The sequence below is a fragment of the Lysinibacillus parviboronicapiens genome (assembly GCF_003049605.2).
In the GTDB taxonomy this organism is placed as follows: Bacteria; Bacillota; Bacilli; order Bacillales_A; family Planococcaceae; genus Lysinibacillus; species Lysinibacillus parviboronicapiens.
This window is the reverse complement of the sequence record NZ_CP073713.1, coordinates 2,496,221-2,513,111: the sequence shown is the minus strand read 5'-3', so window position 1 is coordinate 2,513,111 and position 16,891 is coordinate 2,496,221. Positions and strand designations below refer to the sequence as shown.

Below are 16,891 nucleotides of genomic sequence, written 5' to 3'. Positions count from 1 at the left end.
TTAAAAACACAGCGTCGTCACACGCTATAGCAAACTAATGAACATTATTAGGAAGAATAATCAAAGATATTGTTTAGAAAGGATGGCTTATAAATGTGAAGTTTGTAATAAAGAGTTTAACAAGGATTAAGAATGGAATGTCCATATTACTTAACATGTGAGCTAATAATAATAAGTGTAATTCCCGTAAATAGGCAAATGATTCTCGTCACAGGAATTTTATCAGCTAGTCCAAATAATGCAATTGCTGTCGTAACGATTAAAACTGTTGGACCAACCAATGCAAGCATTGTATTAATATAGAATGCTTTTTCTAAATTATTCAACTTTAGCATCAACAATCCAGCACTTACTTCAATACTTCCAGACAATACACGTAAAATAACCATAGCCAGAACCGATTTTTCAATAATTGTCATCATCCTATCTTTATAGATAATTTTCGCATATTTTATAAATCCACCTTAGGATAATTATAGACTTCTGTTAGAATGAAATATTAAAATCAATATATGTATGATTCGTATCAAATATTCTTGTTATATTATGCTTTCTAGTGTTAATTTAATAAGTGATTTTCTAGATAAAAGTTCAAAGAATTTATTATTCTCTGTTTTTAAAAGGAAATAGTATAGGTGCATATAATAAAATCCGAAGAATTGAAAAATACAAACATCTCACATTTTCCAAAATATAAGGAGAACTATCCATTTTTCAATAGTGACAAAGAATACTATACACTTTACCCAAAAGGAAATTATATTTCGGAACTTGAGTATATAATAAATTCGATTAGCAATTCTTAGCTTTTTTGATCAATTTTTTTATTAAACTAACAAAAATACTTGCAATACCTATTATAGTACTGTACAGTACTAATTATGACAAGGGGAAAATTAATGAATCAAAAACGTGTGATTGAAGTAGCTGCAACATTATTTTTAGAAAAAGGGTTTGCTTATACAAGCATGGATGAATTAGTGCGTGTAAGCAAAGTTTCAAAGTCTAATGTGTATTATCACTTCTCTAATAAGGAAGAATTGTTGGAAGGGGTCGTTGATTATTGGATTGAAATGTATCAATCTGCAATTGATGGCTTACTATCTCAAAACCAATTATTAGTTGAAGATCGTATCCAACTGTTTTTAAAGCAATTATCACAAGGAGTTCAAACGAGAGAATATAAGGGGAGCTGTCCATTTATTACGCTTTATATTCAAAGCCCTACAAATGCCACAAAAGTAAAAGAAAAAATAGGTCTTTTTTTTGTAGGATTACAAACGAAAGTTTCTCTATTACTTAAACAAGGGATAGAGAATGGTGAATTTAGAAAGACCATTAATATTGACGAGGTTGCATCTCTTTTTATTACAAATCTTGAAGGAGCGCTATTTATTTCAGAAACACTGAAGGATGCAACTGTAATCATGAAAACAGCAGATCATTTTTTTAACTTGCTTCGATAAAAGAAGCATTTTTTTTACATCAAATTAGTACTGAATAGTACTAAAGGGAGGATTTATATGAGAACAGTATTTTTAACTGGTGGAACAGGTTTTATTGGAAAGCAATTAGTGAAGGAATTAGCCAAAGAGCATGTTACAATTCTTCTATTAGTGAGATCGAAAAGTAAAGCAACACGCATTTATCAAGAAAGAGGCATCTTAAAAGAGGCAGTTATACACTTTATTGAAGGTGATTTGACGAAAATAGACTTAGGTCTAAGTGCTGAAGATAAGGAGTGGGTATTGAAAACGGATGTGATTATTCACGCAGGTGGCCCCATGGATATTCAAGCGACAAGCAAAGAAGCAGCTTCCGTATTTTTGAATGGTGCCCAACATATAAGTGAATTCGCTAAAAATATTCATCAATTGAAGGGATTGCAACAATTTATTCATGTTGTAGGCTATATGAGTCCCTTTGATGATAAAAATAGCAAGATTACGATAGATGTGTTTAAAGAAGGAAACAATTTTTTGAAAATAAAAAATCCATATGAGAGAACAAAGTTTTTAGCAGATCTTTATATCCGTCAGCAGGCATCAACAGTAGGTTATCCGCTTTCAGTAATTAATCCACCAACTGTAGTTGGTAGTAGTAAAACAGGAAGTACGGAGCAAACAGGAGGCTTAGGCTTGCTTGTGATGAGTATGCGAAAAGGGCTCATGCCAGTGATTCCTGGAGGTAAGGAATATAGATTACCACTTATTGCAAACGATGAACTAGCAAAGTTTATTGTGCAGGTTTTCAGATTGGAGCAACCAACTATACAAACATATACACTTGTTGAAGATAAACAACATGATCAGAATATTTCAGAATTATTAGATGCTATGTCAGAAAGTATGAATATGACTGCACCTAAAATCTCTGCCCCATTGCCATTTATGAAAGCACTTATGAATAGTGGCGTAAGCAAAATAACCCAAATTCCTGCTGATGGGCTGAACTTTATTACAAATCGAACATTTTCAAATGGTTCAGCGAAAAAGATTATGGGAGAAGATTGGTTTAAGGAGACAAATGTAATGAAATTTCTCCCAGCCGTAATAGCTGATCTGGATTATCGCATGATGTATCAAAATGGCCAGCACAGTCATTTATTTAAACGAACATTATGTAATAATACGACCATTTACCAATCACAAGGAGAGGGTAAACCGTTTATTTTATTACATGGTTTATTAAGTGATGGAGAGGATTTATTTCCTTTAGGAAAAGAGCTTCATGAAAAAACGGGTCGACCTGTATGGATCATGGACCTTCCAGGTTTGGGACGTTCTCCTTTTAAACGAGAGAAAAACCTTTTAAATATCTATTTGAATGCAGTGAAAAAGTTATTGGAGGAAGCTACTAATGGTGCCCATCTAATTGGCCATTCATTTGGTGCGTATATTCTTTTGGAAGCATTAGTACAAAAGTACATAGATAAGAAGTATACAATTACTTTACTTCAGCCACCTGTTGCTAAAAGAAATGCTAAAGTACTTAATGTTCCTCAATTTATGAACAAATGGACATTGAAATTGGCAACTACTAATTTGATAGAGCGTTATGTATTAAGGAATGGTTTGTTTGAAAGTACGGAGAGCATCCCTGAACATTATATTAAAAAAATAAGTAACAGTTTTACTTCTCCTAGAATTTTAAATACTACGGTTCAGCTTAACAGTTTACTATTGAAAAACGATCAAAGTGATTTCAATGAAGTAACAAAGTATAATCTTCACATTATTTGGGGGGATTATGACAGAGGCTATTCTGCTCCTTCGCATCTTGGTAAGGTTGATTTTGTTCCATATGGTCATCATTTTCCTCTTAACCATCCGAGTGAAACGGCTAATTTGGTAATAAAAAATAGTAGTACTAGCAGATGAGAGTGTGGGATAAATAAAAAGTGGGTAGTAAGATCGTTGTGTCTTTGAAATAAAGTCGTACTGTTGAAAAAAAAGATTGTCTACATGAACACTGGATAATATCAGTATCCTGAGGTAGTAAAATACGAATTGGAACAAAGTATTGCTCTTTACGCATGGCATGTAATCACCTTGTGAAGAAATATACTTAAACTCCCATGAAAGAACGTAATAATCTTTCATAAAACAAACAGATTATTTTATGTTGCATGTAGTCGAGCCATTAAATCCTTAGTGCTGATTATTTATATATGATTAGCAAAATAACACAGGAAATAAGTAGTAAAATACAACCTTTACAAGAATTAAAAAGGGTAAAATTATCTGATATAAGCGATTGGAACAATACTAATTTGTTCGAATTAAAAGTATCTAATTATGAAACTTTTAAAAAAGAGATTAAATCAATAGTTATTTAATTTTGCTTCTTAATATTTAAACCTACTCAGAATATACCATAATGAGTAGGTTTACTTCTTTAATATGAATATAAGGTATATGCATATTTTATTCATCATAAAGAGATGAGTAAGTGAATAATTTATTGAATCAACTTAATTAAAACACTAAAGTCTGGACATTCTTGTCCTTTTTATTTTTTTGAAAATGCGGGTTGTCTGGACATTCTTGTCCAAAATGTATGTAGATTCTTGTCGACAGATATTATGGGTAGTTGACGAATCCAAGCCCTCCCCAAATAATTTTAGTTTACATAATAAATACCTTGGTCACAACTTTCTAGTTATCGGAAGTTTCCTATAATTTATCGTTCAAAAGGGGATTATTCGTTTTAAAAATGCTAATTATCGTTTAATGTAGATTTGTCCAATATTCATATAACGGGAATATCTGAAGAGTCGGACGTGCAAATTTGTATGTTCGACTCTTCTTAATTGAGTTACATAATATATAGAACAATTGATAAATCTGTTTTAAAATATTGGTGAAGCATTTAGATTTAAACAGAGTCCCTTTAGAAAAATGTGGATTTACAACGTTAAGGCAAATATGAATAAACAAGAGCAAGCACAACCTTATTAGGTGATGTGTATGCTCTTGTTTCAAATAGCGATAGATTGTGGCTTTGTAGCCAGACCTAGATTAAAATAAAATAATAAAAATATTTTAATTTTATGCAACTAATTACTATTCAGAATGCCCTAACGATATGTAAGGAAAGAAGAGGTGTTATAGATGGAATCTGAATTTCTAGTATAAAAAGCTCATTTTGATGAAGATTTAGATTCGGCGTTAGATGTAATTGAAAAACTATTACATTTTCCACGAATAAACTTCGTTACATCTGAATTAAGCTAAATCCGTAAAATAAATAATTCATCCCAATCAATATTCCTATCCCATTAGAGATATTTAATGAATTATATCCTTTGTTCATTGATAACACGCTGAAGTATGAACTCTCTCTCAAAAAGAGCTTCGTTGGCTATTAGAAGGACTATCGATTCAGAAGCCAAAGGCAATTGTGAAATCTGCAAAAGGTGTCTTTAAACCGGTCTATTATTAATGGTACCATTATCTATATATGAAACTGAACGGAAATGTGGTAATCGATTTGACGAATGTTAATCCGAAGTAAGAAGAGGTGGAGTCAGATTTATGCGGATACAACGATAAGGATAAACATATCCAAACCACGCTTTTTGATGCATTTTTACTTCAACTCACGTGGCAGAATAATGAAAAATTAGTTAATGTTAAAAATAAACATTTTTGTAAAGAAAAGGGGAGAAATTTATGTTTTCTAATGAAGAAAGAGAGTCTATTTATAAAGTTATTTATAATAGGAGAGATATTCGAAGTTTTTTATCAACTCCTATCCCTGAAAACATTATTCATAGAATATTAAATGCAGCTCATCATGCACCTTCAGTAGGATTTATGCAACCTTGGAACTTTATTTTGATTTCCACTGACGAAATTAAAGAAAAATTGGCTTGGGCAGCAGAAAAAGAAAGCCGAGCATTAGCTGTTCATTATGATGGGGGGAAAAAAATGAAATTCCTTGATTTAAAAATTGAGGGTTTAAAAGAAGCTCCTATAACTATTTGTGTTACATGTGACCCTACAAGAGGAGGTTCCCATGTATTAGGACGAAATTCAATTCCTGAAACAGATATATTATCAACAGCCTGTGCTATTCAAAATATGTGGTTAGCAGCTTGTGCTGAAGGACTTGCGATGGGGTGGGTAAGTTTTTATAAAAAGAATGATATTAGAGACATTTTAGAAATACCACCACACATCGATCCCATTGCTCTTATATCAATCGGTTATACTGAAAATTACCCAGAAAAGCCCATTTTAGAGTTAGCTAATTGGGAAAAAAGACGTTCTTTAGAACATCTTATTTTCGAAAATAAATGGGGACAAAACTAAAGACTTATTAATCTATCAAGGTGCGTTAATTGAATAATGTTGAATTGTATAAGCAACTCTTTCATCGGTCTTTGGCGATTCAATCCCGTGCGTAAAATCATTAGCAAGGTATCGTTCTATTAAACAATATTTGGTGAACGATTTTAAGGAAGAAATTTTTCGGTTGACCGAACGAGTTTTTTGTTTTAATGATCCTAATAAATATTGGATAAAGCGACGTACTTGGGTCTTGGTGATCTCATTTAAACAGGTTGAACAGCCATGGTCCGTTAAAAAGGTTAAGAAGATCTGTAAATCGTATTCATAACTCGTAACCGTATTTTCCGAGTAATTTTTTCAATAGCTGCATGTAGGTGCAAGTATAAAACCTCCAGATATCGTATTAAACAATAATTATTATCTGTACAAAATCATCCCATTATCGTAAAAAAGGAGAGTTATCGTTCACATGAAAATTATAAGGAACTTCAGAATTACAAGTCGAAAAGTACAGATATTATGGGTAGTGACAAATCCAAGCCCTCCTCCACGCCAAATAATTTCAGTTTACATAATATAAATTATAGGAAGTTATGTATCATTGAAAAGTATACTATTAATATTGAGATGAAACCTAAAATTAAATGATTGATCCGTGTGCTTTCCTTTAGTTTTTAAAATTGCTTTAGAATCCTAACCAAAAACACACTTAAGATAATAACCTATAAACTCGCTAAAAAACGCATGAAGTTTGCAACGTCTAGAGACCGCGATTACTCACTTCATGACGTTGCAAACTACTTTTTATTATAATCTTAAACAAATTCTTATTAACTTATTTTGTTATACGTGTACCAGCTTTTCCGTCTAAAGCAGCTACCGCTTGATCCAATGAACAAATAATTGCCTCTTTACCTAGCTTTGCAAATTCGATAGCTGCTTGCATTTTTGGTAACATACTACCAGCCGGGAATTGTCCTTCTGCAACATACTGTTCAGCTTCTGCTACAGTAATGTGGCTTAGCTTTTGCTCATTTTCTTTACCGAAATTAATATAGACATTTGGTACATCTGTTAACATCATGAAAACTTCCGCATTCACTTGTTGTGCAAGCTTTAATCCCGAACGATCTTTATCGATGACTGCTTCAATACCATGTATTTGACCACTGTCTTCACGATATACAGGTATACCGCCACCACCAGATGAAATAACAATCGTTTCATCCATTAAACGTTGAATTTCATCAATACCATGAATCACTTTTGGTTCTGGTGAAGGCACAACGCGTCTATATCCCCGACCTGCATCTTCTGCCATAGTAAAGCCTTGTCTTTCTAAACGCTGCGCTTCTTCTTCCGAGAAAAATATGCCGATTGGTTTAGTCGGATTTTTAAATGCTTTATCGTCCTTGTCCACTTCAACCATTGTTAACAATGTAACCACATTTGAAGTAATGCCTCGTTCTTTAATATGGTTTTTTAAAGCTGTTTCCATCATATAACCAATGAAACCCTGTGATTCAGCGTTACAAACATGGATTGGTAGTGGTTCGACTACATTTTTAGCAGCTTCGTTTTGAGCAATAATATTACCCACTTGCGGACCATTGCCGTGGGTAATCACGATTTTATGACCCGCTTCTTTAATTTCTACCATATGGCGTGTTGCAGATATTACGTTTTTGAATTGATTATCATATGTTGCTTCTTGTTGTGGCTGTAAAATTGCATTACCTCCTAATGCAATAACTACCCTTTTCCCCATTTCTTTCACTCCTTAGTTAAAGACAAGTAAATGCCATATAGCGTATCCATTCCAGATGAAGAGCCTACTTCTATAAGATTTTCCATACTTTCTAGAGATGGGTCGTGCTGCAATGCTGTAATCTTCGAACTAAATACACCGTCTATAGCACAAGTTAAAAAGCGCTGACTAACGATAGTTGTTAAAGGTTCTTTAATTAGAGCTCTTAGTGTTTCGAGATGTTTAAATTCGATAAAATTATTTAGAAAATGACCGTATAATATGCCGACCAGTATATCATCACCTGTTGGTGTTAAACCTTGTCCACGTCCAATAAAGTAACGAAATACCTCATCAAGATTTTGGGCTGGATCGTGTAATTTACTTATCAAAGACAATACACGTGCTCGTTCAAAATCTGATGTTTCATAGGATGTAAATGAAATGTATTGAAAATTTTCTTTTAATTTATTTATATTTGCATGTTCAAAATCCATATATAACGGTAGTATGTTTACGTTAAATACCATTTCAAAACGGTTATGAAAAAGACGATTATTGCGAAATATTAATGTATCGCCTACCTTAATATTGGTCTTTACTGTTTGTCTCGTTTGAGGATCAAGCAAGATCCCGAATGGAAATGTCCCATTTTCATCGGTACCAACAAATATTAATTCACCATTTCGATCAACAATATTCAAACCTTTTTCAAACATACTGTGCACGGTAAAGGTTTTTCCTTCATTTAATAATTGAAGTGCGATTGAACCAACCGCACTTGCTTGTAAAATCATCCCTTAAAGCCTAGCTTTTCAGCATATGCTGTGATAGCTTTCTCAAAACATTCGATTGGCGGATGTACTGTACCGGCACCAATTTGTCCGTACCCCGCAATTTTATGGGCAATACCAGTGTTGATAACTGGTGTGATCCCTGTTTCAACAACTTTCCGTGCATCGATACCTAAACATGCGCCTTTAAAGTCCCAAGTTGGGATGACAAAATTAGGGTTTTCGCTGATACAGATTTCAGTCATTTGATTACTTGTTTCAAGCGCATCATTAAATCCACCCGAACCAACAAAGCGTGTTACTGCAGGTGCTGCAATCATCGCCATACCTCCGACACCGATTGTTTCTGTAATCGCTGAATCACCGATATCTGTGTTTGCATCTTCTGCTGAGTAACCAGTGAAATATAATCCTTGCGGGGTATTAACAGGACCAGTAAACCATTCGTCTCCCATACCCGCAATACGGATACCAAAGTTTTCACCGTTTCGGCACATTGCGGTAACAACTGTACCGTGTTCGATTGTACGTGCTGCATCCATCATCGCTTTACCAGTTGCCATAGCAATATTTAAGAAAAATTGGTCTGTGTCAGCTAAGAATTGGATTACTTCTGTACGTTGATCTTTTTCAACGTCATCTAATGAAGCAATTACTGGAGATAGTTCTTTTAAAAATGCTAGTGAAGCTGCAATATTACGCTGATGGAACTCATCACCCATTGCAATAGCTTTAGCAATCAATACATTGACGTTTAAGCCTCCATCAAATGTTTTTAAGGCTTTACTTAATACTGGACCTAATACATCTTTCATCCAGTGTAAACGATTGATGACTTGCTCATTATAAGCGCCGAAGCGTAATACTGCGCCAATCCCTTCGTTCATTTGACAGTACGCTTCGTTACCACTCTCTTTGTTAATAACGACAAGGACTGGCATGTTAGGTGACGTGATGCCACCCATTGGTCCAACTGCATTTACATGGTGACATGGAATGAATTTGATCTTATCGTTTTCAAGTAATTCACGTGCACTCTTTTCGTCTTCTGCCCATCCTTCAAAAAGGATTGCGCCAACACAGGAACCTTGCATAGGATCTGTCATGTTTTCATATTTAATTGGAGGTCCAGCATGTAATAACACGTACTCTTCTAATTCAGGAATCACAGATTTAGCAGGTACAACATCCGTTAAGAATGGTGCTGCTGCTATGATCTTTTGGATAACAGCTTCGTTCGCTTCATTTATTGTTTTGTATCCCATTAGATTGTACCTCCTTCATAATAGTTTAAGAATTGAAGTACTTTCATTAACTTCTCATCGCCACCAGCAATTGGACGCCAGTTAAATTGAACACACTCAGAGCCACTGTTTTGAATAGCTTCCGTAAAGCTTTTTAGCCCAATATTGATTACACTTGGTTTCATATTAATGAAGGACATAATTTTCTCATCGACTGCCAAATTTTCTTCTGTATAATCAAATTTTTGTACATCAACGATTGGTTGTTCCACTTTTCCGCCTACAAGTTGTATAGCAGTGCGAACCATTTGATCGTTTGTCTTACAAATAATTGCGCCACTCTCTTTTAAAATCTCAATTTGTTTATCATAACCTTGGATGTCTTGTGCTGTACCTACAACCGTTGCAAGTACTGCCAGTTGACGACCATCTTGACGTGCACTATCCAAAATACGTCTGATTGTTGGTGCTAGTTCACTGGCCATATCTTCATGACCGCCGTTACCGATCACGTTATCAATCATAATGACTGCAGTTTCAGGGTCGTTCATAGATTTTTCAAGCATTTCGATACGTTTTTCAGGATCAATCATCGGATGTGGTTTACCTTTTGTATAAACATCATCACCTAAATCAATGATTTCATGAATGTCTGTTTTTAAAACATAGCTATCGCTTTTCTCTTCAGTCATTGTATCTTTGAAAGCATCTCTCACTAGCATAGCCGCTTCAGATGCTAATGTACCGCCTGAATAATAACCTTTAATACCAACTTGTGATTCTTTTAAAACAACGTTTACATCAGCTGTTGTCGGTTCAAAATTTGGTTTGTCACCATTTGATAATTGGACAGCTACAACCGCTGCTTCTTCAAGTGTATAAGCATGATAGATGTTCTCTTCTTGGTATGAAGGTTTGTCACCTAAAAATAGTGTTACAACTGGTTTATCAATATTTCTTAGTACGTTTAATACTTTGCGCTGTACTTCCTCTGCAGGTGGTTTAGAGATCACTGTAATGACTTTTACTTTCGGATCTTGGTTTAACGCTTTGATGCTATCTAACATCGTAATCGCACCAACTTCCGTCGATAAATCACGTCCCCCTGTACCAAGAGCGTTTGTAACACCTTTACCATAACGGTCAATAATTGTTGTTACTTCTTGAATCCCTGTACCTGATGCCCCAACAATACCGATATCGCCTTCGTTTACGTTATTTGTAAAAGCAAGGGGTACGCCGTGAATAAGTGCAGTACCACAGTCTGGACCCATCACTAATAACCCTTTTTCATGCGCTTTTTGTTTCAGTTTCACTTCGTCTTCTTTCGAAACATTGTCACTGAACATAAACACATGTAAACCTTCGTTCAATGCGTTTTCCGCTTCCATGGCAGCATATTGACCAGGAATTGAAATTAACGCTAAGTTCGGATTATTAGCAAGCTCCATTGCACGTTTCCAGTTGTGTGCTTCTTGACCTTTAGACGTGTCTTGTGAATCTGATTCACCTTTTAATGCTACCTCTACTTCTTCTTTCACTTCTGCTACTTTTTCTTCCTGATCTGTATCCACAACGATAACGATATCATTTGGTTTTGCTTTTTCTAATTCATCCGTGCCTAAGCCAGAAGATTTGAAAATATCTTTATTGGCCGGAGTTCCCATCATGATTGATACTTTGTTCACGCCATCAATTGCAGATAACTTATTTGATAAAAGCATTAACACGATAGAGTCCTTATAAGTGTTTTCTTTTATAATTGTGTATAACATAATGTTCCTCCATTTTATTATTCTGCAAATCTATTTTTTCCATGATAACGATCGTAATGAACGTCGTCTGACACAAGATAGTTGTAAATGTCGTCTACGATTTCAATACCTTCCTTATCATATTCCTTACTTCTTAATATACCGCGTTCACCTGGATAATAAATTTCTCCATAGCCCTCTGCCGCTGGCTGTGTTTTTAATTCATTGAGCATTGTTGTAATTTGTAGCTTGAAAGCATTCAAATCTGTGAAATAGGCAGGGTTAATGACGATATGAAGTTGACCTAAATCGCGTCCTTTAGTTAAGTCTTGATACATAGAAGACACATGTATACCATGTGGGACTCCTAGAAGACTACCTGATAAAATATCTACCATCATCATCAAGCCGTATCCTTTTGGACCTGCAATTGGCAGAAGTGCATGAACATCTCTGGCATTCGTCGTAGGTGCACCAGTAGCATCAACAGCCCATGTATCTGGAATCGATGCATTTTTACTTCTTGCATCTAAGATTTTGCCCCATGCTTGAACAGTAGTCGCCATATCAAATGTAATGATACGGTCATCAGCAGACGGTGCACTATAAGCAATTGGGTTTGTCCCAAAATATGGTTCAGTTCCGCCAAATGGCACGGCCATAGGATCTGATTGACACATACTTAAAGCAACCATATCTTGTTCTGCTGCCATTTCAACAAAGTAACCTAATGCACCACTATGCGAGATGTTCTTCATACCAATAACGGCAACACCTGATTTCTTTGCCATTTCAATGGCTTTTTCCATCGCTTGTTTTGCTATTTGGTGACCTGGGCCATTATCCCCATCAAAGACAGCTGAGCATGGCCCTGTTTGTTCAAATGTATAGTTTGGATTTGCTGTAATACCGCCTTTTGCGATTCGCTCAGAATAATATTCAACACGTACGGCCCCATGGGAGTGAATGCCTCTATGATCGGCGTATGTTAATACATCTGAAACATCATGTGCCGCTTCTTCGTTTAATCCAGCTTTTATAAACTTTTGTTTCATTAAATTAAATAGTTCTTCTTTAGATACACGCATCTTGTTAACCCCTTACATGATTAATATATTTTGTCGGATTCTAAATCATCTAGAATTTCTTTGTAGCCGAGATGCCTTTTTTCTCATTACTTGAATTTCACACTTTGTCAAATACTTCAAGTAATCCTTGTGCCATTCGGGACATTTTATCTAGGAGTTACTCCTTGCCACCAAAGTATTTTAAGTTTAATAACAAGTTAAAATATCAACCGTCATATACTGCATTCTGACTGCGCTATGTGAATGAACACTACGTTCATTCACATAGATGAGGAAGTCAGTTCATTTCTCCGCTTGTTGTTCAGGGTAAATCTGCTTTCACTAATTTATCTTTCAATAACTGTCGGAGATAAATATGCACACTTTTTATAAATCAATATCTCTGTTTGCATCTTTAGAATAAATGTATGCGAATGGTTCATCTAAACCAATTGCATAGGTTGCCTGCGGTACATAAGCGCCCATAAAGATATAATCACCTTTATCAACTGGTATCCATTCGTTGTCTAGGTTGTACATACCTCGCCCACTTAAAACGTAAGCGCCGTGCTCTTGAACGTGTGTTTCAATGTAACCATGTGAAGCACCAGGTTTGAATGCAAGAATATGAATGTTCATGTCATAACCGATTTCTTTTGGTAATAAGTCTTGAATTAATACTTCTTTCATACCTTCATATGGCTCTTGTACGATGTTGTTCACATTACCTGTCACGACTTCTGGTGTATGCCCTTTAAGGGGGTGTCCTTTAAGCGGTTGATAACGTTTTTTATATAAGAATAAGCGGCTATCTTCGCCGTTATTATGATTTTCAAAAGTCAACTGTAAGTGTGAAGGTACATATAAGTATCCACCTTCCGTTAATTCGTATTTTTCACCATCCGCATAAGCATTGATTTTGCCATACACAACGTATACAAATGATTGAATACCATCACCAGCGAAACCAGTTTTGTTTCCGCCTTGGTTTTTAACTGTTACTAAGTAATCTACGAATCTTGCACCTAAACGTGGAGACCCTAAGATTGTGACGTCACAATCTTTGAAGCCAGGTACAACATTATTAACTAGGCCATCTGGTGTAATTAACGCGTAATTGTCTTTTTTAATCACAGAACGTGTTTCTAATAAACCTTCTCTGTATCCTTGAACTTGATTTAAGTAACCCATGAGTATCTGGCTCCTTTTACATTTTTTTATTCTTTATATGCGAGTTCATAAAGTACATCGCTCAATACTGCAATCCCCTTAACAAGGTCTTCTATCTTCGTCTCTTCATTAATATTGTGGCTAATTCCGCCAATAGAGGGTACAAATATCATTGCTGTTGGAACATACTCCGCAAAGATTTGTGAGTCATGACCAGCACCTGATGGCATCACTTTATAACGATCACCAACATTATTCTTTGCTGCTTGTTCAATTATTTGAACAATTTCTTTATCCATCAATGTTGGTGCCTCATCCATCCATAAATGAATATCATAAGTCATGTCATTTGCTTCAGCGACTAACTTAATTTTGTCTTCTATTTCTGTCGCAAAATCATGTAATAATTGTTGATCAATATGACGACAATCTATTGAAAAAGTAATTTCTCCGGGAACCACATTCACTGTGTTTGGCACAGGTACGACATGACCGAACGTTAACACAAGTGGTTCTCCAATTTCTCTAGCACGTTTTGTTAAATCTGTAACAATTGCACTATAAGCAACAACTGTATCTCGACGTAATGACATCGGTGTTGTACCAGCATGGTTTGCTTCGCCTTTTAAATTGATAGTATAGCGTTTCTGGCCAACAATCCCATTTACAACACCGATCGTTTTGTTTTCTGACTCTAACACTTTACCTTGTTCAATATGCACTTCAACAAAAGCTTTGATATCCTTACGAACGACCTCTGTTTTTCGGTAATCAAAGCCTGATTGGCGCATTGCATCTTCGAATTTGATACCCTCAGCATCTTCAATTGTGTCGACATCTGATTTTTTAGCTAAGTTAAAGAAGTTTTTACTACCCCAAAATACGTAAGGGAATCTACTACCTTCTTCTTCTGCAAGTGATAATACTTCTAACGATCGTAGTGGTTGACCATATTTTTCTTTTAAATATTTCACAGCCACAAGTGCAGATAAGATACCGAATTGCCCATCTAGATGACCACCTTCAACAACTGTGTCGATATGTGATCCCGTCAAAATTGTTTCTTCTGGATATGTACTTCCAACAAGACGTCCAGATAAGTTTCCGATGTCGTCAAAGCTTGCTTCTAAGCCTTCTTCTTTGAATGTTTTTTCCAACTCACGAATTGCATCATTCCATTCTTGAGAATATAACAGACGTGTAATTCCACCTTGTTCTAAGCCACCAAAACTAGTGAATTTCTTATCTAAAGCATCAAAAGTTAATTGAATATCCATTACTCTTTCACTCCTTCCTCTAATTCATTTTTATTATAGGTTTTTGCTCACAATCGTTCATTAACATAATGAACAATTATGAAAGGTCTTTTTATGCACTATCAACAAATATAGTTTTTGTTTAGGATGCGGTAGTTAAAATTAAGAGGCAAGTCCAAAAAAGCAGTTAGCTGTCGATTACGTATAGGCTACTAAGAAGTCATACGTATGGAGCAAGTTCCAACTTTTTCAGACGACTCCAAACAGTATTAAATAGCTGAGGGAATTGAATTTATCTTTACAAAAAACAAAAACCACATAGTAAATCAATGTGAAAACTCTGATTTACTATGTGGTTTATTCATTTTAAAATCATCATAGGATAAACGATAAGCCAAATGTCATGATACATATGAGAAGGAGCAATCCTAAGCTATATCGTAATGTATATTGAAAAATTTTTGATTCGTTCCCAGTCTCATTAACAGCTGCTGCTGCAATAGCGATAGATTGCGGTGAAATCAATTTTGCCACGCTTCCGCCAGCTGTATTGGCTGCCATTAACAAAGGTGGTGAAATACCAACTTGCGTCCCAGTAACGACCTGTAAGCTACCAAATAGCGCGTTATTATTAACAACAGATCCAGTGAGAAAGACACCAATCCATCCTAATACTGGACTAACAAATGGAAAGAAGTCACCCGTTTTTGCAAGTGCAAGTCCCAGTGAAGTACTTAGTCCAGAGAAGTCAGAGAGATTTGCAAAAGCCATTACAAGAACGATAGTAAAAATCGGTAACCACAGTTCTTTAATAGTGTTACCTAGCAAATTAACGGTTTGCTTTATGTTTAATGCAGGAAATAGAATACTTGTTAAAATAATCGTTACCAGAATCGCTGTCCCTGTTGCTGAAACAAAGTTAAGATTTAAGATAGCTGACATAGGTGTTTCTTCTGTTGCTATCGGTGGTGTGCGAAAGATTTGATCATGTAATCCTGGGATTTTCAAGGCCACGTTTGTAAAATCAAGTACACCACCAGCTGCAAATAAATTTTTAAATACTGGAAGGCTCCAAATGGCTATAACACCTGTGAGTAAATAAAATGGTGACCATGCTACCATGATTTCTTTCATAGAGTGGTTTGTTAAATTCCCTGTTTCTTTTACACCAGGTTCATGGTAAATCGTTTTAGGTTGCCATTTTCTTAAGAATACAGCTAAAATTACCATAGTAGCTAAAGAAGGGATAATATTCGCAAGCTCCGGACCGATAACAGCAATCGTTAGTAATTGAAGTCCCGAAAATACTCCGCTGACGATAAAAATTGCTGGGAATATTTCTTTTATTCCTTTAAACCCATCTAGAATAAAGATGAGGATAAACGGAACGAGAAATGAAATCATAGGTAACATAAATGCCGTCATTTTAGAAAGTTCTAAAATTTCCATACCGCCTACTTGAGCACCTGTAATAACCGGAATCCCAACTGTACCGAATGCGCCTGTAGAGGCATTGGCAATTAGGCAAAGACCAGCAGCTTTAATTGGTTTAAAGCCGAGGGTCACAAGTAATGCTGCACAAATTGCGATTGGAACACCTAAACCTGCTGCTCCTTCCAAGAAGGAATTAAAGCAAAAGCCAATAAGCAATAATTGAAGACGTTGATCCTCGGTAATACTAGCGATACTACCACGTACTATTTCAAATTTTCCGGCTTTAACAGAAATCTTGTACAACCAAACAGCCATAATTACGATATAACCGATTGGCCATAGCGCTTTGCCTGTACCGAAAAGAATTGCCGCAAAAGCTTTAGTAATCGGCATTCCAAAGACTCCGACAGAAATGACAAGAGTAACTCCTAATGTTAATGCTGCTGCATAAATCCCTTTTAATTTAAAGATTGTTAAACTTAGTAGAAATAAGAGAATGGGAAGGAAGGCTATGATTCCACTCACTATTTCGTTTCCAAGTGGATCGTATTGTTGATACCACATAGTTGTCACTTCTTTCTAAGTAGTTTATTTCTATAATGTTTTCATTGAGAAATGGGGTCCTACTGC

The 16,891-nt window shown here is 35.5% G+C and carries 12 protein-coding genes and 1 pseudogene; 3 read left to right on the top strand and 10 right to left on the bottom strand.

What is annotated here, in order from left to right:
• Positions 1-146: 146 nt before the first annotated feature.
• Entirely contained in the window at positions 147-422 is a 276-nt protein-coding gene (locus C9J31_RS11970; RefSeq protein WP_054611762.1) for a YqhV family protein, read from the bottom strand.
• Positions 423-899: 477 nt separating this feature from the next.
• Here C9J31_RS11970 and C9J31_RS11965 point away from each other — a divergent pair, with 477 nt between their 5' ends.
• The 3 genes from C9J31_RS11965 to bluB all read left to right on the top strand — a co-directional run bounded on the left by C9J31_RS11965 (position 900) and on the right by bluB (position 5,816).
• Positions 900-1,466, top strand: coding sequence for a TetR/AcrR family transcriptional regulator (locus C9J31_RS11965; RefSeq protein WP_153062532.1), 567 nt, complete (start codon positions 900-902; stop codon positions 1,464-1,466).
• A gap of 57 nt (positions 1,467-1,523) precedes the next feature.
• Positions 1,524-3,380, top strand: a complete 1,857-nt coding sequence (locus tag C9J31_RS11960; protein WP_107950492.1) for an alpha/beta fold hydrolase — start codon at positions 1,524-1,526, stop codon at positions 3,378-3,380.
• Between the two features lie 1,794 nt (positions 3,381-5,174).
• On the top strand, positions 5,175-5,816 hold the full coding sequence (gene bluB, locus C9J31_RS11955) for a 5,6-dimethylbenzimidazole synthase (RefSeq protein ID WP_036130192.1): 642 nt from the start codon (positions 5,175-5,177) through the stop codon (positions 5,814-5,816).
• A 15-nt stretch (positions 5,817-5,831) separates the two neighbouring features.
• Here the strand turns inward: bluB and C9J31_RS24275 are convergent.
• From C9J31_RS24275 to C9J31_RS11910, 9 genes and pseudogenes are all read right to left on the bottom strand, one after another.
• A pseudogene (locus tag C9J31_RS24275) lies at positions 5,832-6,140 on the bottom strand (tyrosine-type recombinase/integrase); the annotation flags it as partial.
• Positions 6,141-6,630: 490 nt separating this feature from the next.
• On the bottom strand, positions 6,631-7,563 hold the full coding sequence (arcC, locus tag C9J31_RS11945) for a carbamate kinase (RefSeq protein WP_107950493.1): 933 nt from the start codon (positions 7,561-7,563) through the stop codon (positions 6,631-6,633).
• A 5-nt stretch (positions 7,564-7,568) separates the two neighbouring features.
• The gene (locus C9J31_RS11940; RefSeq protein ID WP_107950494.1) at positions 7,569-8,339 is read right to left on the bottom strand and encodes an oxamate carbamoyltransferase subunit AllH family protein; all 771 of its coding nucleotides are present in this window, start codon (positions 8,337-8,339) and stop codon (positions 7,569-7,571) included.
• A complete protein-coding gene (locus C9J31_RS11935) occupies positions 8,336-9,601 on the bottom strand; it encodes a YlbE family protein (protein ID WP_107950495.1) in 1,266 nt (421 codons plus the stop codon). Before C9J31_RS11935 ends, C9J31_RS11940 begins: the two co-directional genes overlap by 4 nt.
• Positions 9,601-11,355 carry an acyl-CoA synthetase FdrA gene (locus tag C9J31_RS11930; protein ID WP_107950496.1) on the bottom strand — a complete coding sequence of 585 codons (1,755 nt, stop codon included), beginning with the start codon at positions 11,353-11,355 and terminating at the stop codon, positions 9,601-9,603. The genes C9J31_RS11935 and C9J31_RS11930 overlap by 1 nt, the downstream gene beginning before the upstream one ends.
• Positions 11,356-11,372: 17 nt before the next feature.
• Complete coding sequence (gene allD, locus C9J31_RS11925) at positions 11,373-12,422, bottom strand: ureidoglycolate dehydrogenase (protein ID WP_054768416.1); 1,050 nt, start codon at positions 12,420-12,422, stop codon at positions 11,373-11,375.
• Positions 12,423-12,788: 366 nt separating this feature from the next.
• Positions 12,789-13,592 (bottom strand): (S)-ureidoglycine aminohydrolase, encoded by an 804-nt coding sequence (gene allE / locus C9J31_RS11920; RefSeq protein ID WP_107926222.1) that lies wholly within the window; start codon positions 13,590-13,592, stop codon positions 12,789-12,791.
• A 26-nt stretch (positions 13,593-13,618) separates the two neighbouring features.
• Positions 13,619-14,848 (bottom strand): allantoate deiminase, encoded by a 1,230-nt coding sequence (gene allC / locus C9J31_RS11915; RefSeq protein WP_107950497.1) that lies wholly within the window; start codon positions 14,846-14,848, stop codon positions 13,619-13,621.
• A gap of 354 nt (positions 14,849-15,202) precedes the next feature.
• Positions 15,203-16,825, bottom strand: coding sequence for a lactate permease LctP family transporter (locus C9J31_RS11910; protein ID WP_107950498.1), 1,623 nt, complete (start codon positions 16,823-16,825; stop codon positions 15,203-15,205).
• Between the last annotated feature and the right edge of the window lie 66 nt (positions 16,826-16,891).